The organism is Paenibacillus sp. FSL P4-0176 (assembly GCF_037975265.1).
In the GTDB taxonomy this organism is placed as follows: Bacteria; Bacillota; Bacilli; order Paenibacillales; family Paenibacillaceae; genus Paenibacillus; species Paenibacillus amylolyticus.
Genome location: NZ_CP150242.1, coordinates 3,128,735 through 3,144,290, shown reverse-complemented (window position 1 = coordinate 3,144,290; position 15,556 = coordinate 3,128,735). Strand labels below are relative to the sequence as shown.

Genomic DNA, 15,556 nt, shown 5'->3' with positions numbered 1-15,556 from the left:
CACCTTTCATTATGATGTATAGATGTACAATTCTAATTATAATTTTCCAATTCCACCATGTCAACGGAACGATGAAAACACTATACCATCAGATTAGTACATCAATCTACTTTTGTTCCTGAACATTACCGCTACTTAATTTTAATAGAAGCTCTTGGCTACTAACCTGACCTGTAGCCTGCGGAATCACTTCTTCGTAGTTGGCTGAGTTGGTTACAATAATAGGTGTCACCGTATGATAACCAGCAGCCTTAATCTGTGCAATATCGAACTCAAGCAACAGATCTCCCGCTTGGACCCGATCGCCTTCCTTGATATGGGAAACAAAATGCTGCCCATCCAATTTAACGGTATCAACTCCCACATGAACCAATATCTCAGCACCGGTGTCTGATACTACAGCCAAGGCATGTTTTTTCTTGAATGCAACGGTAACTGTACCATCAAAAGGCGCTACAACTCTGCCTACAGCTGGCTCAATCGCAATCCCTTTACCCATTGCTCCCGATGCAAAGGCCGGATCTGGAACTTCCGACAATTCAACAATTGTTCCTTCGATTGGGCTAAATACATTTTCGTCTGAAGCATTCGTTGCACGAACAGATTGCTTAGCGGATGACGTAGATTCGGTTTTTGTTTCTTCTTCAACTGGATCTTTGAAGCCCATGATGTACGTCAGTACAGCCGAAACAACAAACGATACTACGATACCCAGAATCAATCCTGGGAAACCTTGTCCACCTGGTCCGTAGAAGATTGGCAAGGTCAGCAACCCTGGTGCACCGGATGCAAATGCCAATGTGCCCGCATGACCAATGATAGCTCCACCAACTGCACCACCGATTACCCCTGCAATGAATGGGCGTTTCAGTGGTAATGTTACCCCGTAGATAGCCGGTTCCGTAATACCGAACAGAGCCGTCAACGTGGATGATCCCGCCAATGTTTTCAGTTTTTTGTTCTTGGTTTTAAGCATAACCCCAAAAGCAGCGCCCGTTTGAGCAAAGATCGAAGCTGTCGCAGCCGGTTTAACGCCATCCTGTCCATACACTGCAACGTTGTTGATAAATACCGGAATCAAGCCCCAGTGTATTCCGAAGATAACGAGCAACTGCCAGCTTGCACCCATAACGGCTCCTGCGAGCAATGGACTGAATCCAAATGCGGCAACCAGTCCAGCTGCAATTCCATTACCAACGTATACGCCAAATGGTCCAAATACAAGCAATGTCAGAGGTACCATAATCACTAGCAAAAACAATGGCGTAACAAAGTTTTTCACACTATCGTGAAGTGTTTTATTAAAGAACTTCTCCAACTTGCTCATGACAATGACAGCTAAAATGATAGGGATAACTGTAGATGAATAGTTCATCAAAATGACAGGGATACCGAAGAAATCCGTTGGTGTTCCCTCTGATTTCAACGTGACGATGGACGGATAGATCAGTGCTCCTGCAATCGTCATCGCAACAAACATATTCCCCTGGAATTTACGTGCTGTTGTAACCGCTAACAAGAGAGGCAGGAAATAGAAGAGACTATCTGCTGCTGCATACAGGATCGTATATGTTGTTTCTGTCGTTTCCAGCCATCCAATATTGCTTGCAATCAACAATAACCCTTTTAGAATACCGGCTCCCGCCATAACACCCAGAAGTGGTGCAAAGATGCTAGATATGATATCGATAATACCCCCGAGTCCTTTGGCTGCTTTGCGAGGTTTTTCTTTATCTGACGAATCGTCCAGAATGTTACTGATCTGTCCAATGGCACTATAGACTTCAGGCACCTTGTTACCAACAACCACCTGGAATTGTCCTCCATTTTCTTTGACTGCGATGATGCCTTCTGTTTTCTCAAGTTTGGCTTTGTCTGCCTTGGCATCGTCCTTCAATACAAACCGTAATCGTGTTGCACAATGAACCAGCGATTCCACATTTTTCTCACCGCCAACCAATTCTACAATCTCTTTGGCCAGTTTCTCTTGACTCATGATCTGCACCCCCACTTTTTCTCAAACAGGCCTCTTACCGATTTTTTTGCACGCAAAAAACCTAAGCCTTGAGCAAGGGGACACAATGGTCCTGACCTTCTCATGACTTAGGTTTTGCCTGCATAACCAGTAACAATCCCAGTTAAATCGTATTCAATTCCTGTTAATCACATATTATTATAATAAAACCATTTTTGTCAACATTTAAATATTATCGATTAACCACTCGTTCGATATGAACCGTCAGATACAACTTTTCTTCATTGGTCAACTCATGGTTGTATTCCTTTTTGACAAACAACTCAATTTTCTCCGTGCACGCTGCGGCATCCGGATGTTTCTCCTTAATCATGTCATAGAAATGATCATAGTTGTTGTCGTAATGCGTACCACTGAGCACACGCTGGGAGAAGAACTTCAGATGTGTGATAAAGCGAAAATAACTGAGAGAGTCCTCATCAAATTCCATTTTGAAATGATATTTCGCTATATTAATAATCTGCTGGATAAACTTCGTAATATTCATCGTTGTAATAACTTCTTCGTTCATCTCTGCGTTAACAATATGAAGAGCAATAAAAGCGGCTTCATCGGGTGGAAGCTCAATATTCATTCGGGTATTGATCTGTTCCAGCGTCCTCAGGCCGAGTTCGAATTCGGACTTGTACAACTGTTTGATCTCCCACATTAATGCGTTCTTGATCTCCACGCCTTCCCGATAACGTTCGATGGCGAAGTTAATATGATCTGTAAGAGATACATAGATGTTCTCATTCAGCTTTCGGCCCAGATTCTCACGTGCATACGTGATAATCTCTTCCACAATTTCAATCAGTTCCATCGGAACTTCCCGCAGTAGCATTTTGAAATTATCGGAAGTTTGTTTGTTTTTCAATGCAAATACTTTCTGGATGCGGGTCTCGTCTACTTTATCCCCCGGCTTTTTCTTAAAGGCAATCCCACGTCCCATCACCACAAGCTCTGCTCCATCCGCCTGATAGATGCTAATGACGTTATTGTTGATAACCTTTGCTATTTTCACTTCAATCCCCCCGTCACGTTCCACTCTCTTGGCAGTTATACATCGTCTTTTGGGCATACAAAAAAAACCTGAAGCATCACAAAATAAACAAGACATGGTGGTCTGCTTTTTTTGGTGCTTAGGTTTTGCCTACTTCGAGTAGTAACAATCCCAGAAACGATATAATTGCGTCAAGTATAGCGCGAACCTGACTATATGTCAACGCTTTCAATGCAGGAACAATCGGAAGTCCCATGGTTATATAAATTGAACTAGAGAATATTTACACTAGCTACTCCGATGACAGAACAACCTTCCGATCGCTGTTATCTCCAGCTTTTTTCTGTCCTCTCCGTTTTGTGTATATGTTTAGTTCAATTTATATAGATGAAACTTCCGATGTTTTATTACCGTACAAGATCATTTTAATTCAGAAAAATATAAACTACGCGTCACCCAGGTTTGTTCCGTTGGATTCGATCACATTTTTGTACCACTTAAAACTCTTCTTCTTCAGTCGTGTCAGCTCACCTTGACCTTCATTATTACGATCCACGTAAATGTAGCCATAACGTTTTCTCATCTCACCTGAGGAGGCACTTACAATATCAATAGGTCCCCAGCTGGTGTAACCGATGATGTTCACCCCATCCTGAATGGCCTCACCCATTTCAGCTACATGTCGTTTCAAGTAGTCAATCCGGTACGCATCATCCACTTCACCTTCCGGTGTAACCTCGTCATTGGCACCAAATCCATTCTCAACAACAAACAGCGGCTTCTGATAACGATCATGTAGTTGATTGGCGGTAATACGGAATCCTTTGGGATCAATCGTCCAGCCCCACTCGGACTTCGCCAGATATGGATTGGCTACCGAGCCAAATACATTACCACTGGTCATATTTTTGATAACTTCCGGATCGGTACTAGTTGTACGACTTGAATAATAACTGAATCCGATATAATCTACGGTATGATTCTTCAAGATTTCCGCATCACCCGGCTGCATAACAATGTTCAACTCGTGATCTTTGAAGAAACGTTTGGCATAACCCGGATATTCCCCACGTGACTGCACATCGATGAAGAAATAGGACTCTCTATCTTTTTCCATGCCCTGGAACACATCTTCCGGATTACAAGTATACGGATAGAAGCTTCCTGCGGCGAGCATACACCCAATCATGGCACCAGGAATAATCTCATGACATGCCTTGACTGCCAGTGCACTTGCAACCAGTTGGTGGTGAGCAGCCTGATATTGAATTTCCTTGATGTTATCCCCTTCATTAAACGCCAGCCCCGCCCCAAGGAACGGAAGATGTAACAGCATGTTGATCTCATTAAATGTCATCCAGTATTTCACCTTGTTCTTGTACCGAGTGAATACCGTTGTAGCGTAAGTCTCGAAAAGAGTTACCAGTTCACGACTTCTCCAGCTGCCATACTTCTCGATCAGATGCACAGGCACATCGAAGTGAGCTAATGTAACTACAGGTTCAATGCCGTTTTTCAACAATTCATCAAACAGGTTATCGTAAAATTGTAATCCGGCTTCATTTGGCTGTGCATCTTCTCCTGTCGGGAAAATCCGTGCCCAAGCAATGGAGACACGCAGTGCTTTGAATCCCATTTCTGCAAATAGAGCAATGTCTTCATGGTAACGGTGATAGAAATCGATTGCTTCGTGCGAAGGATAGAACTCAGTAGCCAGCGGTGTAAAAGCCGGAACATTGCCTTTCATAATACTTCTGCGGTTCTCTCCTGTCGGAAGCAAGTCAACAATACTCAGCCCTTTGCCATCTTCCAGATACGCGCCCTCCGCCTGATTGGCAGCAATGGCTCCACCCCACAGAAAGTCTTTAGGAAATTTAAAATTCGTCATCATCATTCTCCTTCCAATTATGTAATTCAGCTATCCGCTCAAATCCTGAAAAATATTAAAAAGACAAAATAGAAAAAACCCGAACCAGCCTGGGTACACGATTACGTGTAAACAAGCCAGCTCAGGTTATGCCCATATCGGTAACATTCCCAGATCATGATTATGCGGATTGCATAAAACTTTAGCAAGAATCAGAACAGTTGTCAACTTCTTGAAACCGGTTTAGCTTCGGTTGCCCACTACGATATTTGATAGAACGCAGCACATGTGCCGCCAAGAATCATCTGGTGATCTGATATAGGTAGGGCATTAATGTGACTTACAATGAGACCGTATACTTCAGAATATGGAGCTGAAACGTTGCACACGGGCCAGTCGGACCCGAACATTAACCGTTCCGCACCAAAGGCTTCTATGGCGATATTCAGATAGGCTGTAAAATCCTTTGGAGTCCAATTTGCCCAATCTGCTTCCGTCACCATCCCTGAAAGTTTACAGTACGCATTAGGTTGTGCGGCCAATGACTCAAGCGCTTCTTTCCACGGTGAGAGTATACCTGATTTTATGTCGGGTTTGGCTAGATGATCAAGGACAAATCGCTGTTCAGGAAAAGTCTTAACCAGTTCAACGGCATAAGGCAGTTGCTCCTTGGTTACCAACAGATCATAGGCCAAATCATACTCTTTTAGCAATGAAATTCCGCGCTGAAAGTCTTCTCTCAATACATAATCTAGATCAGGTTCATCCTGTATAACATGACGTACGCCCTTCAGATATGGATTGGACGCGAACAGTTCAAGCTGATTCCGAACTTCATCCGAACAAAGGTCCACCCATCCGACAACACCTTTGATACATTCATGCCGATCTGCCAACTGCAGAAGCCACTCGGTTTCTGTCAGTGATTGTCTGGCTTGTACCGCAATACATCCATCCAGTCCGGATTGGACCAATAAAGGTTCAAGATCTTTTGGAAGAAAAGATTGACGAATGATTTTCATCTCTTCTCCAATCCATCCGTACTCGGCGACGTTGTATTCCCAAAAATGTTGATGTGCATCCAGCTTCATATTAGATCCCTCCCAGGGTATTTAAATCTAATTATCATTCAAAAGCAACCATATGATTTTCATTTCCAATGAAATAAACGCTCACTACACAATCTATTAATATGACAAAATCACTGATTTTTACATGATTTTTATTCCAATTGTGAAGGTATTGTCCAATATTAAATCATGATATAGTAAATTACGAAAACGCTTTCAGTACATAAATCGGTGGTGATTCTAGTATTAAAGAAGTGAATTTTTGTTTGCGTTGAGCTCTATTTCCACCCTGCTTAACCGCTATTCACGTTTAACCATTCTCTATTCGAAGGAGACTATATTAATGAAAAAAAACCGCAAATCAGTCCTTTCTCTTACGCTTGTGACTGCCATGATTCTATCTCTATTCTCCTCGGCTATGGCTTCAGCTGCAACTGACAACAGCGAACAGGCCAATGCATCACCCGCTCCAAGCAAAATGCAGACCTATGTAAACGCCATGGAGCCTGGCTGGAATCTGGGTAACTCTCTGGACGCCGTTGGTGAAGATGAAACTGCCTGGGGCAACCCACGCATTACGAAGGAACTAATTCAGTCGATCGCAGATGAGGGCTACAACAGTATCCGTATTCCTGTAACCTGGGAAGCCCATATCGGTGACGCACCCGACTACACAATTGATTCCGCTTACATGAATCGGGTTCAAGAAGTAGTAAACTGGGCCCTTGATGCGGATCTCTACGTCATGGTCAATCTTCACCATGATTCCTGGCGCTGGATCAGTTACATGGAGAAAGACCATGACAACGTGCTTGCACGTTATAACTCTGCTTGGACTCAGATTGCGGACAAATTCAAAGATGCATCCGATAAACTCATGTTCGAAAGTGTTAACGAACCACGTTTCTCCGAAGGCGGCACAACAGATGCAGCGATTGGATATCGCATGCTGGACGAATTGAATACTTCTTTTCACAAGATCGTAAGAACTTCGGGTGGAAACAACGAGACACGTCCTCTTGTACTTCCAACGATGCATACCTCTTCCGCTCAACCTGATCTGGATGAACTGAATAAGACCATTCAAAAATTGAATGACACCAATATTATTGCAACCGTTCACTACTACGGGTTCTGGCCATTCAGTGTGAACATCGCAGGTTACACCAAGTATAACGAGGAAGTACAGAAGGACGTTACCGACACATTTGATCGAGTATACAATGCTTTTACAGCGAAAGGCATTCCGGTTATCGTCGGTGAGTATGGCTTGCTTGGGTTTGACCAACACACAGGTGTCATTGAGCAAGGCGAAAAACTGAAATTCTTCGAATTTGTTGGACAATATCTGCGTCAAAAACAGATGACAACGATGTTGTGGGATAACGGTCAACACTTCGGTCGCACAAGTTTTACTTGGTCTGATCAGGAATTATTTGATACCATGAAAGCCAGCTGGACAGGTCGCTCATCCACAGCCGAAACGGATCTCGTATATCTTAAACAAAATGAAGCCATTCAAGATAAGAAGGTAAAACTCAATCTGAATGGGAACAAATTCAATTCGTTGAAAAATGGCACTACCCCTCTTGTAAGAGGTAAAGACTATACGATCAAAAAAGATGTGCTTACGTTAAAATCCAATCTGTTAACCAAATTGACAACCTCTGGTGATTTGGGTGTAAATGCTACACTCACAGCTGGATTCAACCAAGGTGCTGACTGGAACTTTAATATCATTAAATATGACACACCTAAGTTGAACGATGCAACAGGTACAACCAGTGCATTTGCCATTCCGACTACGTTTAACGGGAACCAACTGGCAACGATGGAAGCAACATATGCAAACGGAGAGAACGCCGGTCCACAGAACTGGACTTCGTTCAAAGAATTCTCCTACACATTTAGTCCAGATTACGAACGTAATGTGATTGAACTGAAACCTAACTTCTTCAATGAAACCAATGATGGCGAAGTCACGCTTAAGTTCCATTTCTGGAACGGAGATGTGCTGACGTACAAAATCACGAAAAATGGAACAAGCGTTGTTGGCGTAACTTCATAATAGTTATAAGGATTCCCCACTTGATCTATACCTGTGGTAATCACGAAAACGTTCTGTCCAGAGCCATCGGTTCGAACAGAACGTTTTTCCTTTTAATCAGATAATCCGTATCCATTATGAATGACCGTTCACAATAAAAAGGAAACATCCCCACTCTGGCTATGAATGACATACGTTGCACCAAGCCCTTTATATACAAGACCAACTGGAGCCTTGTTACTGGAAACGACATAGAGATGTTGCGGATACCAGCTGTCACACAACTGGATATCCTGGCAACATTGAGGCAGATTGTTCTCGAACACAAATGCATTGGTGACCATATATTCGGGTCGAGTCTGTTGCATCCCTTCCGTTTCTTGAATATAACGCACAGGAAATGCTCCAAGGGTTTGAAGTTGTTCCCGTTCCTCTTCACTGTGTACAAGCACAACGAAGGCTAATCCCTTTTTCAGTAATAAATCCACGAAATTCATCCCCGCTACACTGTGTCCTGCTGATACAACAATCATTGCTTCATCCATTGCTGTCTACCTCGCCTTCACATCAGATCCTGCATATATCATCTCAAGTACGTTATGTGCGAATCATAGTCCTCTGTCTGCCTTTCCGCAATTGAACCGTATCCGATTCAGAACCTTCCTGATTGATTCCAGACCATATTCCTCTTTATATCCTATGTAATCTGCCCTTTACGCTCTGGATCTCCTTATATCTCCGTTAATCATAAGCGATTAAAGAAATCTGATTAACCGAGCCTTAATCGAAGATATATCTCTTTTTGATCGCTTACATGCACAGATTCAAAGCAAAATGTCTTAATACTTTGGCTAAAAGTAATACAAAAAGACAAAGGAAACCTGATGATACATCAGTTCCTTTGCCTTGTATGATTTGTATTTCTCTACATCCATGTTCCAGTACATTTCTATTTCAAACGATCACTTATTGAGGTTCTTTGAATTTCACTACTAGCACCGCTTCCCCATTGGCTTGAACATGACCTGTTGAGGCTGCTGTAACAGTTGCTATGGTTTAGTTTCCACTTGGGATCAACACAGGTGTAATCAAAGGCAGACCCGCAGACTGAATGACATCCATGTCAAATTCAATCAACAATTGACCTGCAGTTACACGATCTCCACTATTCACATGCGCGGTAAAACCGTTCCCTTTCAGTCCAACCGTATTAATTCCGATATGAACCAACATCTGTACACCCGTCTCATGCTCCAGAATCACCGCATGTTTACTCTTGTTCATGACATGTGCGATGACTCCATCAAACGGTGCGTACACTTTTCCTTCTGAGGGCTCAATGGCAATGCCTTCACCCATGTGTTTTTCCGAGAACGCCGGGTCAGGAACCTGCTCCAGAGAAACGACGGTACCGTTCATTGGCGAAGCGATTTCGAGAAAATCTACCTTAGGACGATTGCTTGTAACGGCTTCGGTAACTGAATTAATACGCGGATTAGATTCCTCTGCTTTAACTTCAGTTGATGTTACTCCACTGTTCTCATGGCTCACCGATTCTTCTGCAACCGGTTGATCCTTATATCCGAAGAACCAGGTAAGTGCAAATGCAATCGCCATGGCAACTACATTGGACAAGATATACAACGGCAGTTGGCTGTTCAGATAGAGCAGTGTACCAGGAATAACCGTTACAGCCATGCCTGTACCCTGCAGATGGAACAAGGAAGCGATGAAACCACCTACACCACCACCAACAAGTCCCATAATAAATGGTTTCATATAACGCAAGTTAACTCCGAAGATCGCTGGCTCCGTAATGCCCAGAAATGCGGACAAGGAAGAAGGTAATGCGAGTGCTTTGAGTTTCATATTTTTGGTCTTCAGACCGACTGCGAGACAAGCCGCTCCTTGTGCTGCCATGGCACAGGTAATGATGGCGTTGAACGGATTGAATCCCGTTTTCTCCAGTAGCTGAATCTCCAGGAAATTAAAGATGTGATGTACACCGGTAACGACAATAATCTGATGGAAGAATCCAATGATAATACCTGCAATGCCAAACGGAAGATCCAATACGGCAGTTGTTCCATGCAGCACCCACTCTTCTAGGGAATGGAATACGGGACCAATCGCGAATAATCCAAGTGTGATCATAACCGTTAACGTAATAAAAGGAGTCAGAATTAAATCCAGTGCCTCGGGTACCCGTCTTCTTAGTACCTTCTCAAACTTGGCTCCAATCAAACCTACAAAGAACGCAGGCAGAACCGAACCTTGATAACCCACGACAGGTATAAAACCGAACATATGCAGCGGCTGTGCTGATCCATCTGCCACCGCGTAAGCATTGGGTAATGCAGGATTGACCAGCATTAGCCCCAGTACGATACCAAGTACTGGACTTCCGCCAAATACGCGGAATGCGGACCACGCTACAAGTGCAGGTAGAAATGCAAATGCCGTATCCGTCAGGATTTGAGTGAACAACAGGAAATTGGCCGAGATATCATCCGGTGTTGCACCGAATAACGCCAGAATTTCATTCTGGGTAAGTAATCCGCGCAATCCCATGAACAGTCCTGTAGCTACCAGTACGGGAATGATGGGTACAAATACGTCACCAAACGTGCGGATAGCCCGTTGAAAAGCATTTCCTTCTTTTTTCCCCTGACTCTTCACATCTTCCTTGGACGTTCCTTCGATGCCCAGCTTCTCAACCTCTTCAAAGATTCGATTCACTGTTCCCGTACCAAAGATAATCTGATATTGACCTGAGTTGAAAAAGGCGCCTTTCACCTTCTCAATATTCTCGACCGTTTTCTGATCAATTTTTTCTTTATCTTTCACCATGATGCGAAGACGTGTTGCACAATGTGCAAATGATGCGATATTCTCTTTGCCCCCGATGGCATGAATGACTTCCTGGGCAATCCGTTGATTCTCCGACATGTTATCTCATTCCTCTCACGTAATACTTAATAATGCCATTGAGTTGCTTCAAAATCAGCTTTGCCTCCGCGTGCAAAGAAACGAATGTCCACGCTGTCCCGGCTTGGGAAAATGCGGCTGGTAAAGACCTCTTCCCCATCGTTCACAAAGATCTCGACCGAGGACGAATCTACGAACAGATGGAACTTAATCACTTCCGCAGTAAGTGTGCACTGTCGTACAACGCCATTCTGCTCTGCCAACTTGGCACCAGACATCGTCCGATCCAAGACAACTTTCTGCTGAATCCGATCATACAGAAGAACCGTCTTTTCAGTTCCATTTGCCCGTAATTCGATGCCTACAATCTCTGCTTCTAGATGGCTTATCTCACATATCAGCTCATAGGCAATCCCATTAAAACCAGCGAAGGATCGACTCTCATTATCAATCGTTGCGCGAATATGTGTCCCTTCCTCCTGCTGACGTAATTGGACCATCTCTGCAACCGGTTGTTGAATTAACTTGCCGTCACGGAGTGACAATTGCCGAGGAATGGTCAGGCAATGAGCCCAGCCACTATCGTCTGTTGGATATTCCAGATCGGGAAGTCCCATCCAACCAACCAGAATACGTCTTCCGTCCGGGCCCTGCATCGTCTGCGGCGCATAGAAGTCGAATCCACGATCCAACTCCTGAAATTCACCATGATTGAACTCTCTCGTCTGTAGATTCAGCGGGTCACCGATCAGATAACCGGATTGAAAAATATTCTGATAATGATCTCCCGCAGCGTCTATGCCTTGCGGGGAAAAGACAAGTACACCTTTCCCGTCCATCTCCATATAATCCGGGCACTCCCACATGTAACCAAAGGAGGTTAACTGCGTACGAATTCCACCCATAAACTCCCAGTTGTTCAGATCAATGGAGCGATACAGCACTGTACATCCCGTCTCGTCTGTTCTCTGCGCACCAATTACACAATAATACGTGTCTCCTTGTTGCCACACCTTGGGATCTCTAAAGTGTTCCGTGTATCCGGCTGGCACAGACGAGATCACAGGATCATTCAGTTTGGTTACTGAACCGCTTTCATCCATAACTGCCAAGCATTGATACGGATGTCTGACCCAATCCTCATCTCTGGTATTGCCTGTGTACAGCAAGTGCAGCTTGTCGTCTTTTTCAATCGCACTGCCGGAATAAGCTCCGTGTGAGTCATACCTGCCACCCGGTTCGATTCCAATCCCGACATTTTCCCAGTTCACCAGATTCTTTGAGCGGGTATGATACCAGTATTTCATGCCATGTTCTGTCCCAAGTGGAAACCACTGATAGAACAGATGATAATAGCCTTGATAATATGCAAAGCCGTTAGGATCATTAAGTAGACCTTTTATCGGCTGAATGTGATAACTTTGTCTCCAAGGACATACGGATATCTGTGCTTCAAGCTTCGCAATCTCTCCAGGCTCCGCCTGCTCAATTCGTCTGTAGCGTTGCTCTCTAGTCATTTTCATAGCTGTTCTCCATTCAAAATATAGGAACCGGTTCCATTCGACGCGAAAAAATAATTCCATGGCATTAATGCCTGCCCGTGTTCGCATATCCGCATTGGATATTCAAAATGGAACCGGTTCGATGGAATTATCATAAAGGATGTTTTTATAATTTGTCAACGCTTTCTCGAGGAATTAGTTCTACGTCGAGTGTTGTTCGTTCCTCCACCGACTCGCCTTTGACCAGACGAATAATGTGATTCGCCGCTACTTTGCCCGCCTGCAAATAATGATATTTCACAGTCGTCAGCGTGGGGTGAATCATCTCCGTAATATCATATCCGCCAAATCCCGTAACAGACAAATCTTGCGGTATGCGGATTTTATTGGAGAATGCAATCTTCATCACACCCAGTGCGATATTATCCGTGGCCCCCACGATGATCGTTGGTGTGGTCTCTTTCAGTATGGCTTCAGCGGTAACGATGGCTTCAGACATCTTAAAGCTTGTCTCATAATACTTCACTTCACATCCACCACACTCGGCGATTGCTCGCTGGAACCCTTGTTTACGATAGATTCCTACCGCCCGATCCTTCTCGCTAACCCCCATATACACGATCTTGCGATGACCCTGTTCGACGACATATCTGCCCATCTCATAACCTGCTTGGTCATCATTGTGAACCAGACTGTGCAGTTGCTCATGCTGCTGCCCCACCAACAACACCGGAATCCGTATATCCTCAACGGCCTTCAGATGTGCTTCGGTCACTTCAGCAGCCAGCAGAATAATACCCGATACCTTCTGTCGTGCAAAATCATAGATGGCATCAATCTCGCGCTGCATGTCCTGACTTGTATTTGCGATCAGCATCTGATACTGATTACTCCGCAGTTCTTCATCAATTCCGATCAATGTCTGGGATGTTGCAAAAGAATCAAGACGTGGCACAACCGTACCGATGATACTGGTCTTCTTAGCCTTCAGACTCTGTGCAAATGTATTGGGAACATAGTTGTATTGTTTGATAATACGCTCAATCTTCTGGCGTGTATCCTCACTAACCGATCCGCCATTCAGGAAGCGAGAGACCGTGCTTTTTGCCACACCTGCCATCTGAGCGATATCAGAAATCGTTTTATTCATAAAGACTCCTCTTATTTCTATTAGCTAGTTTCCCTTTATTATACTTCGAATCGCAAACCCATGGCGAATTGATTCAACTCCATTTATCGCGCATCTATTGAACATTCCCGATGTAATAGCAAAAGCCCGATATCAATGTGACGTTCATACCAAAGTATGATCCGACATTCATCAGGCTGTTAAACTTCCATATACACGTTTGCACAGATCATCAGGGCAAGAATAATCCCTATCCCTACAGTCTCAAACCTCAATAATAATTGGCAAGATCATTGGTCTTCTCTTTGTTTGAGCGTAAATATAGTGACCGATCTCGTCTTTCAGCTTTCTTTTGATCACATTCCACTGATTCACCCCAGCCCCGGTCAACTCACCCATCCGGTATAGAACAAGCTCATGGATCTCATGCATGAATTCTTCCGAATCCTTAACAAATACAAACCCTCTGGAGATAATTTCGGGTGACGTGACCATCTGTTTTTCCGTTTTGCTCAGTGTAGTCACAATCACCAGCATGCCATCGGAGGACAGTTGCCTGCGGTCGCGAAGTACAATATTGCCGACATCACCCATGATCAGACCGTCTACGAGACTATTTCCTGATGCAATTTTGGGACCCAGCGAAGCAATGCCGTCTTTGTACTGGACCATATCCCCATTATTCACGATAAACACATGATCACGCTCTATACCTACGAATTCAGCAAGCAGTCTGTGTTGATACAACATGCGAAACTCACCGTGGATCGGAATCAGATAATCCGGTTTCATCAGGGTAAGCATCAATTTGAGTTCTTCCTGACTGCCGTGTCCGGACACATGCATCCCAGCAGCACCACTTGAACCATATATCACACGTGCTCCGAGAACATACAGGTTATCAATTACATGTGCAAGATTTCGTTCATTGCCCGGAATGGCTCCGGCAGCAATAATGACCGTGTCCCCGGCGTTAATTCTTACGTGAGGATGTTTACCGGATGCCAAACGTGACAATGCTGCCATCGCTTCTCCCTGGCTACCGGTGCATAATACAACAACTTGTTCTGGTGGAAACTGATCCGAATCGATAGCTTCAATCAACAATCCGTCAGGAACTTGCAAATACCCCAATTCACTGGCCACCGATACCACATTCACCATACTTCTGCCCAACAGTGCCAGTTTGCGCCCCGTCTCGAATGCTGCATTCACAATCTGCTGTACCCTGCTGACATTCGACGCAAAGGTCGAGATAAATACTTTTTGTTTTGCACGGATAAAGGCATCCAGAATGTGGTCTCCCACAACACGCTCAGAAGGTGTAAATCCGGGTCTTTCTGCATTGGTACTCTCGGAGAGCAAAATATGGACACCCTGTTTGCCAATCTCGGCCATACGGTGCAAATCTGGGAAAGGTCCATGTACAGGCGACATATCAAATTTGAAATCTCCGGTATGCACAACATTGCCTGCTGGGGTCTGAAAAAAGATACCAAGACAATCCGGTATACTATGACTGGTTGCAAAAAAGGAAACCTCGATCCCTCCCAGCTTAATGCTGGAATGCGCATCGATCGTATGCAGGTCCGCCTTGCGCAGCAGCCCATGCTCTTTCAGTTTAAGTTCGATCAGCCCACGCGTGAGCCTGGATGCATACACCGGGATGTTCATTTGTTTTAACAAATAGGGAATGCCACCAATGTGATCTTCATGTCCATGGGTAACCACAAGACCCCTTACTTTATCCAGATTCTCCAGCAAATACGCTACATCCGGAATGATCAGATCAATACCAGGCAATGTCTCATCGGGAAACTTCGAACCACAGTCAATCACGATGATGTCCTGATTGTACTGGATGAAATACATATTCTTCCCTATTTCATTCACGCCGCCAAGTGCAGCGATATACAGTTTGTTGTGGGCTAGATTCAACTCTATTATTCCTCCTCTGCGTGGCAATCGTATACGATACGGATCTATATTCCTAGTA

At 44.2% G+C, this 15,556-nt stretch carries 10 protein-coding genes and 1 pseudogene; 1 reads left to right on the top strand and 10 read right to left on the bottom strand.

All coding sequences use genetic code 11. The features are described from left to right. Positions 1 to 106 precede the first annotated feature (106 nt). From MKY95_RS14410 to MKY95_RS14395, 4 genes are all read right to left on the bottom strand, one after another. Positions 107 to 1,996, bottom strand: a complete 1,890-nt coding sequence (locus MKY95_RS14410; RefSeq protein WP_076318031.1) for a beta-glucoside-specific PTS transporter subunit IIABC — start codon at positions 1,994 to 1,996, stop codon at positions 107 to 109. A 211-nt stretch (positions 1,997 to 2,207) separates the two neighbouring features. Beyond that, positions 2,208 to 3,038, bottom strand: coding sequence for a PRD domain-containing protein (locus MKY95_RS14405; RefSeq protein ID WP_047842771.1), 831 nt, complete (start codon positions 3,036 to 3,038; stop codon positions 2,208 to 2,210). 424 nt (positions 3,039 to 3,462) lie between these two features. After that, positions 3,463 to 4,905, bottom strand: a complete 1,443-nt coding sequence (locus MKY95_RS14400; RefSeq protein WP_076318032.1) for a 6-phospho-beta-glucosidase — start codon at positions 4,903 to 4,905, stop codon at positions 3,463 to 3,465. Between the two features lie 239 nt (positions 4,906 to 5,144). Beyond that, positions 5,145 to 5,975: an amidohydrolase family protein gene (locus MKY95_RS14395; RefSeq protein WP_076318033.1), complete on the bottom strand. Its 831-nt coding sequence runs from the start codon at positions 5,973 to 5,975 to the stop codon at positions 5,145 to 5,147. A gap of 322 nt (positions 5,976 to 6,297) precedes the next feature. On the opposite strand from MKY95_RS14395, the gene MKY95_RS14390 reads away from it, so the two are divergent. Then, complete coding sequence (locus MKY95_RS14390; RefSeq protein WP_339199325.1) at positions 6,298 to 8,022, top strand: cellulase family glycosylhydrolase; 1,725 nt, start codon at positions 6,298 to 6,300, stop codon at positions 8,020 to 8,022. A 128-nt stretch (positions 8,023 to 8,150) separates the two neighbouring features. On the opposite strand, the gene MKY95_RS14385 is transcribed toward MKY95_RS14390, so the two are convergent. From MKY95_RS14385 to MKY95_RS14360, 6 genes and pseudogenes are all read right to left on the bottom strand, one after another. Next, the gene (locus MKY95_RS14385; RefSeq protein WP_076318035.1) at positions 8,151 to 8,546 is read right to left on the bottom strand and encodes a hypothetical protein; all 396 of its coding nucleotides are present in this window, start codon (positions 8,544 to 8,546) and stop codon (positions 8,151 to 8,153) included. 511 nt (positions 8,547 to 9,057) lie between these two features. Further along, positions 9,058 to 9,552 (bottom strand): PTS glucose transporter subunit IIA, encoded by a 495-nt coding sequence (locus MKY95_RS14380; RefSeq protein WP_339199968.1) that lies wholly within the window; start codon positions 9,550 to 9,552, stop codon positions 9,058 to 9,060. A 6-nt stretch (positions 9,553 to 9,558) separates the two neighbouring features. After that, positions 9,559 to 10,950 (bottom strand): annotated as a pseudogene (locus tag MKY95_RS14375) (sucrose-specific PTS transporter subunit IIBC); the annotation flags it as partial. A 26-nt stretch (positions 10,951 to 10,976) separates the two neighbouring features. Continuing rightward, on the bottom strand, positions 10,977 to 12,452 hold the full coding sequence (locus tag MKY95_RS14370; RefSeq protein ID WP_076318037.1) for a sucrose-6-phosphate hydrolase: 1,476 nt from the start codon (positions 12,450 to 12,452) through the stop codon (positions 10,977 to 10,979). 145 nt (positions 12,453 to 12,597) lie between these two features. Beyond that, on the bottom strand, positions 12,598 to 13,581 hold the full coding sequence (locus tag MKY95_RS14365; RefSeq protein WP_036608469.1) for a LacI family DNA-binding transcriptional regulator: 984 nt from the start codon (positions 13,579 to 13,581) through the stop codon (positions 12,598 to 12,600). 243 nt (positions 13,582 to 13,824) lie between these two features. Beyond that, complete coding sequence (locus MKY95_RS14360) at positions 13,825 to 15,498, bottom strand: ribonuclease J (protein WP_076318038.1); 1,674 nt, start codon at positions 15,496 to 15,498, stop codon at positions 13,825 to 13,827. Positions 15,499 to 15,556: the final 58 nt, after the last annotated feature.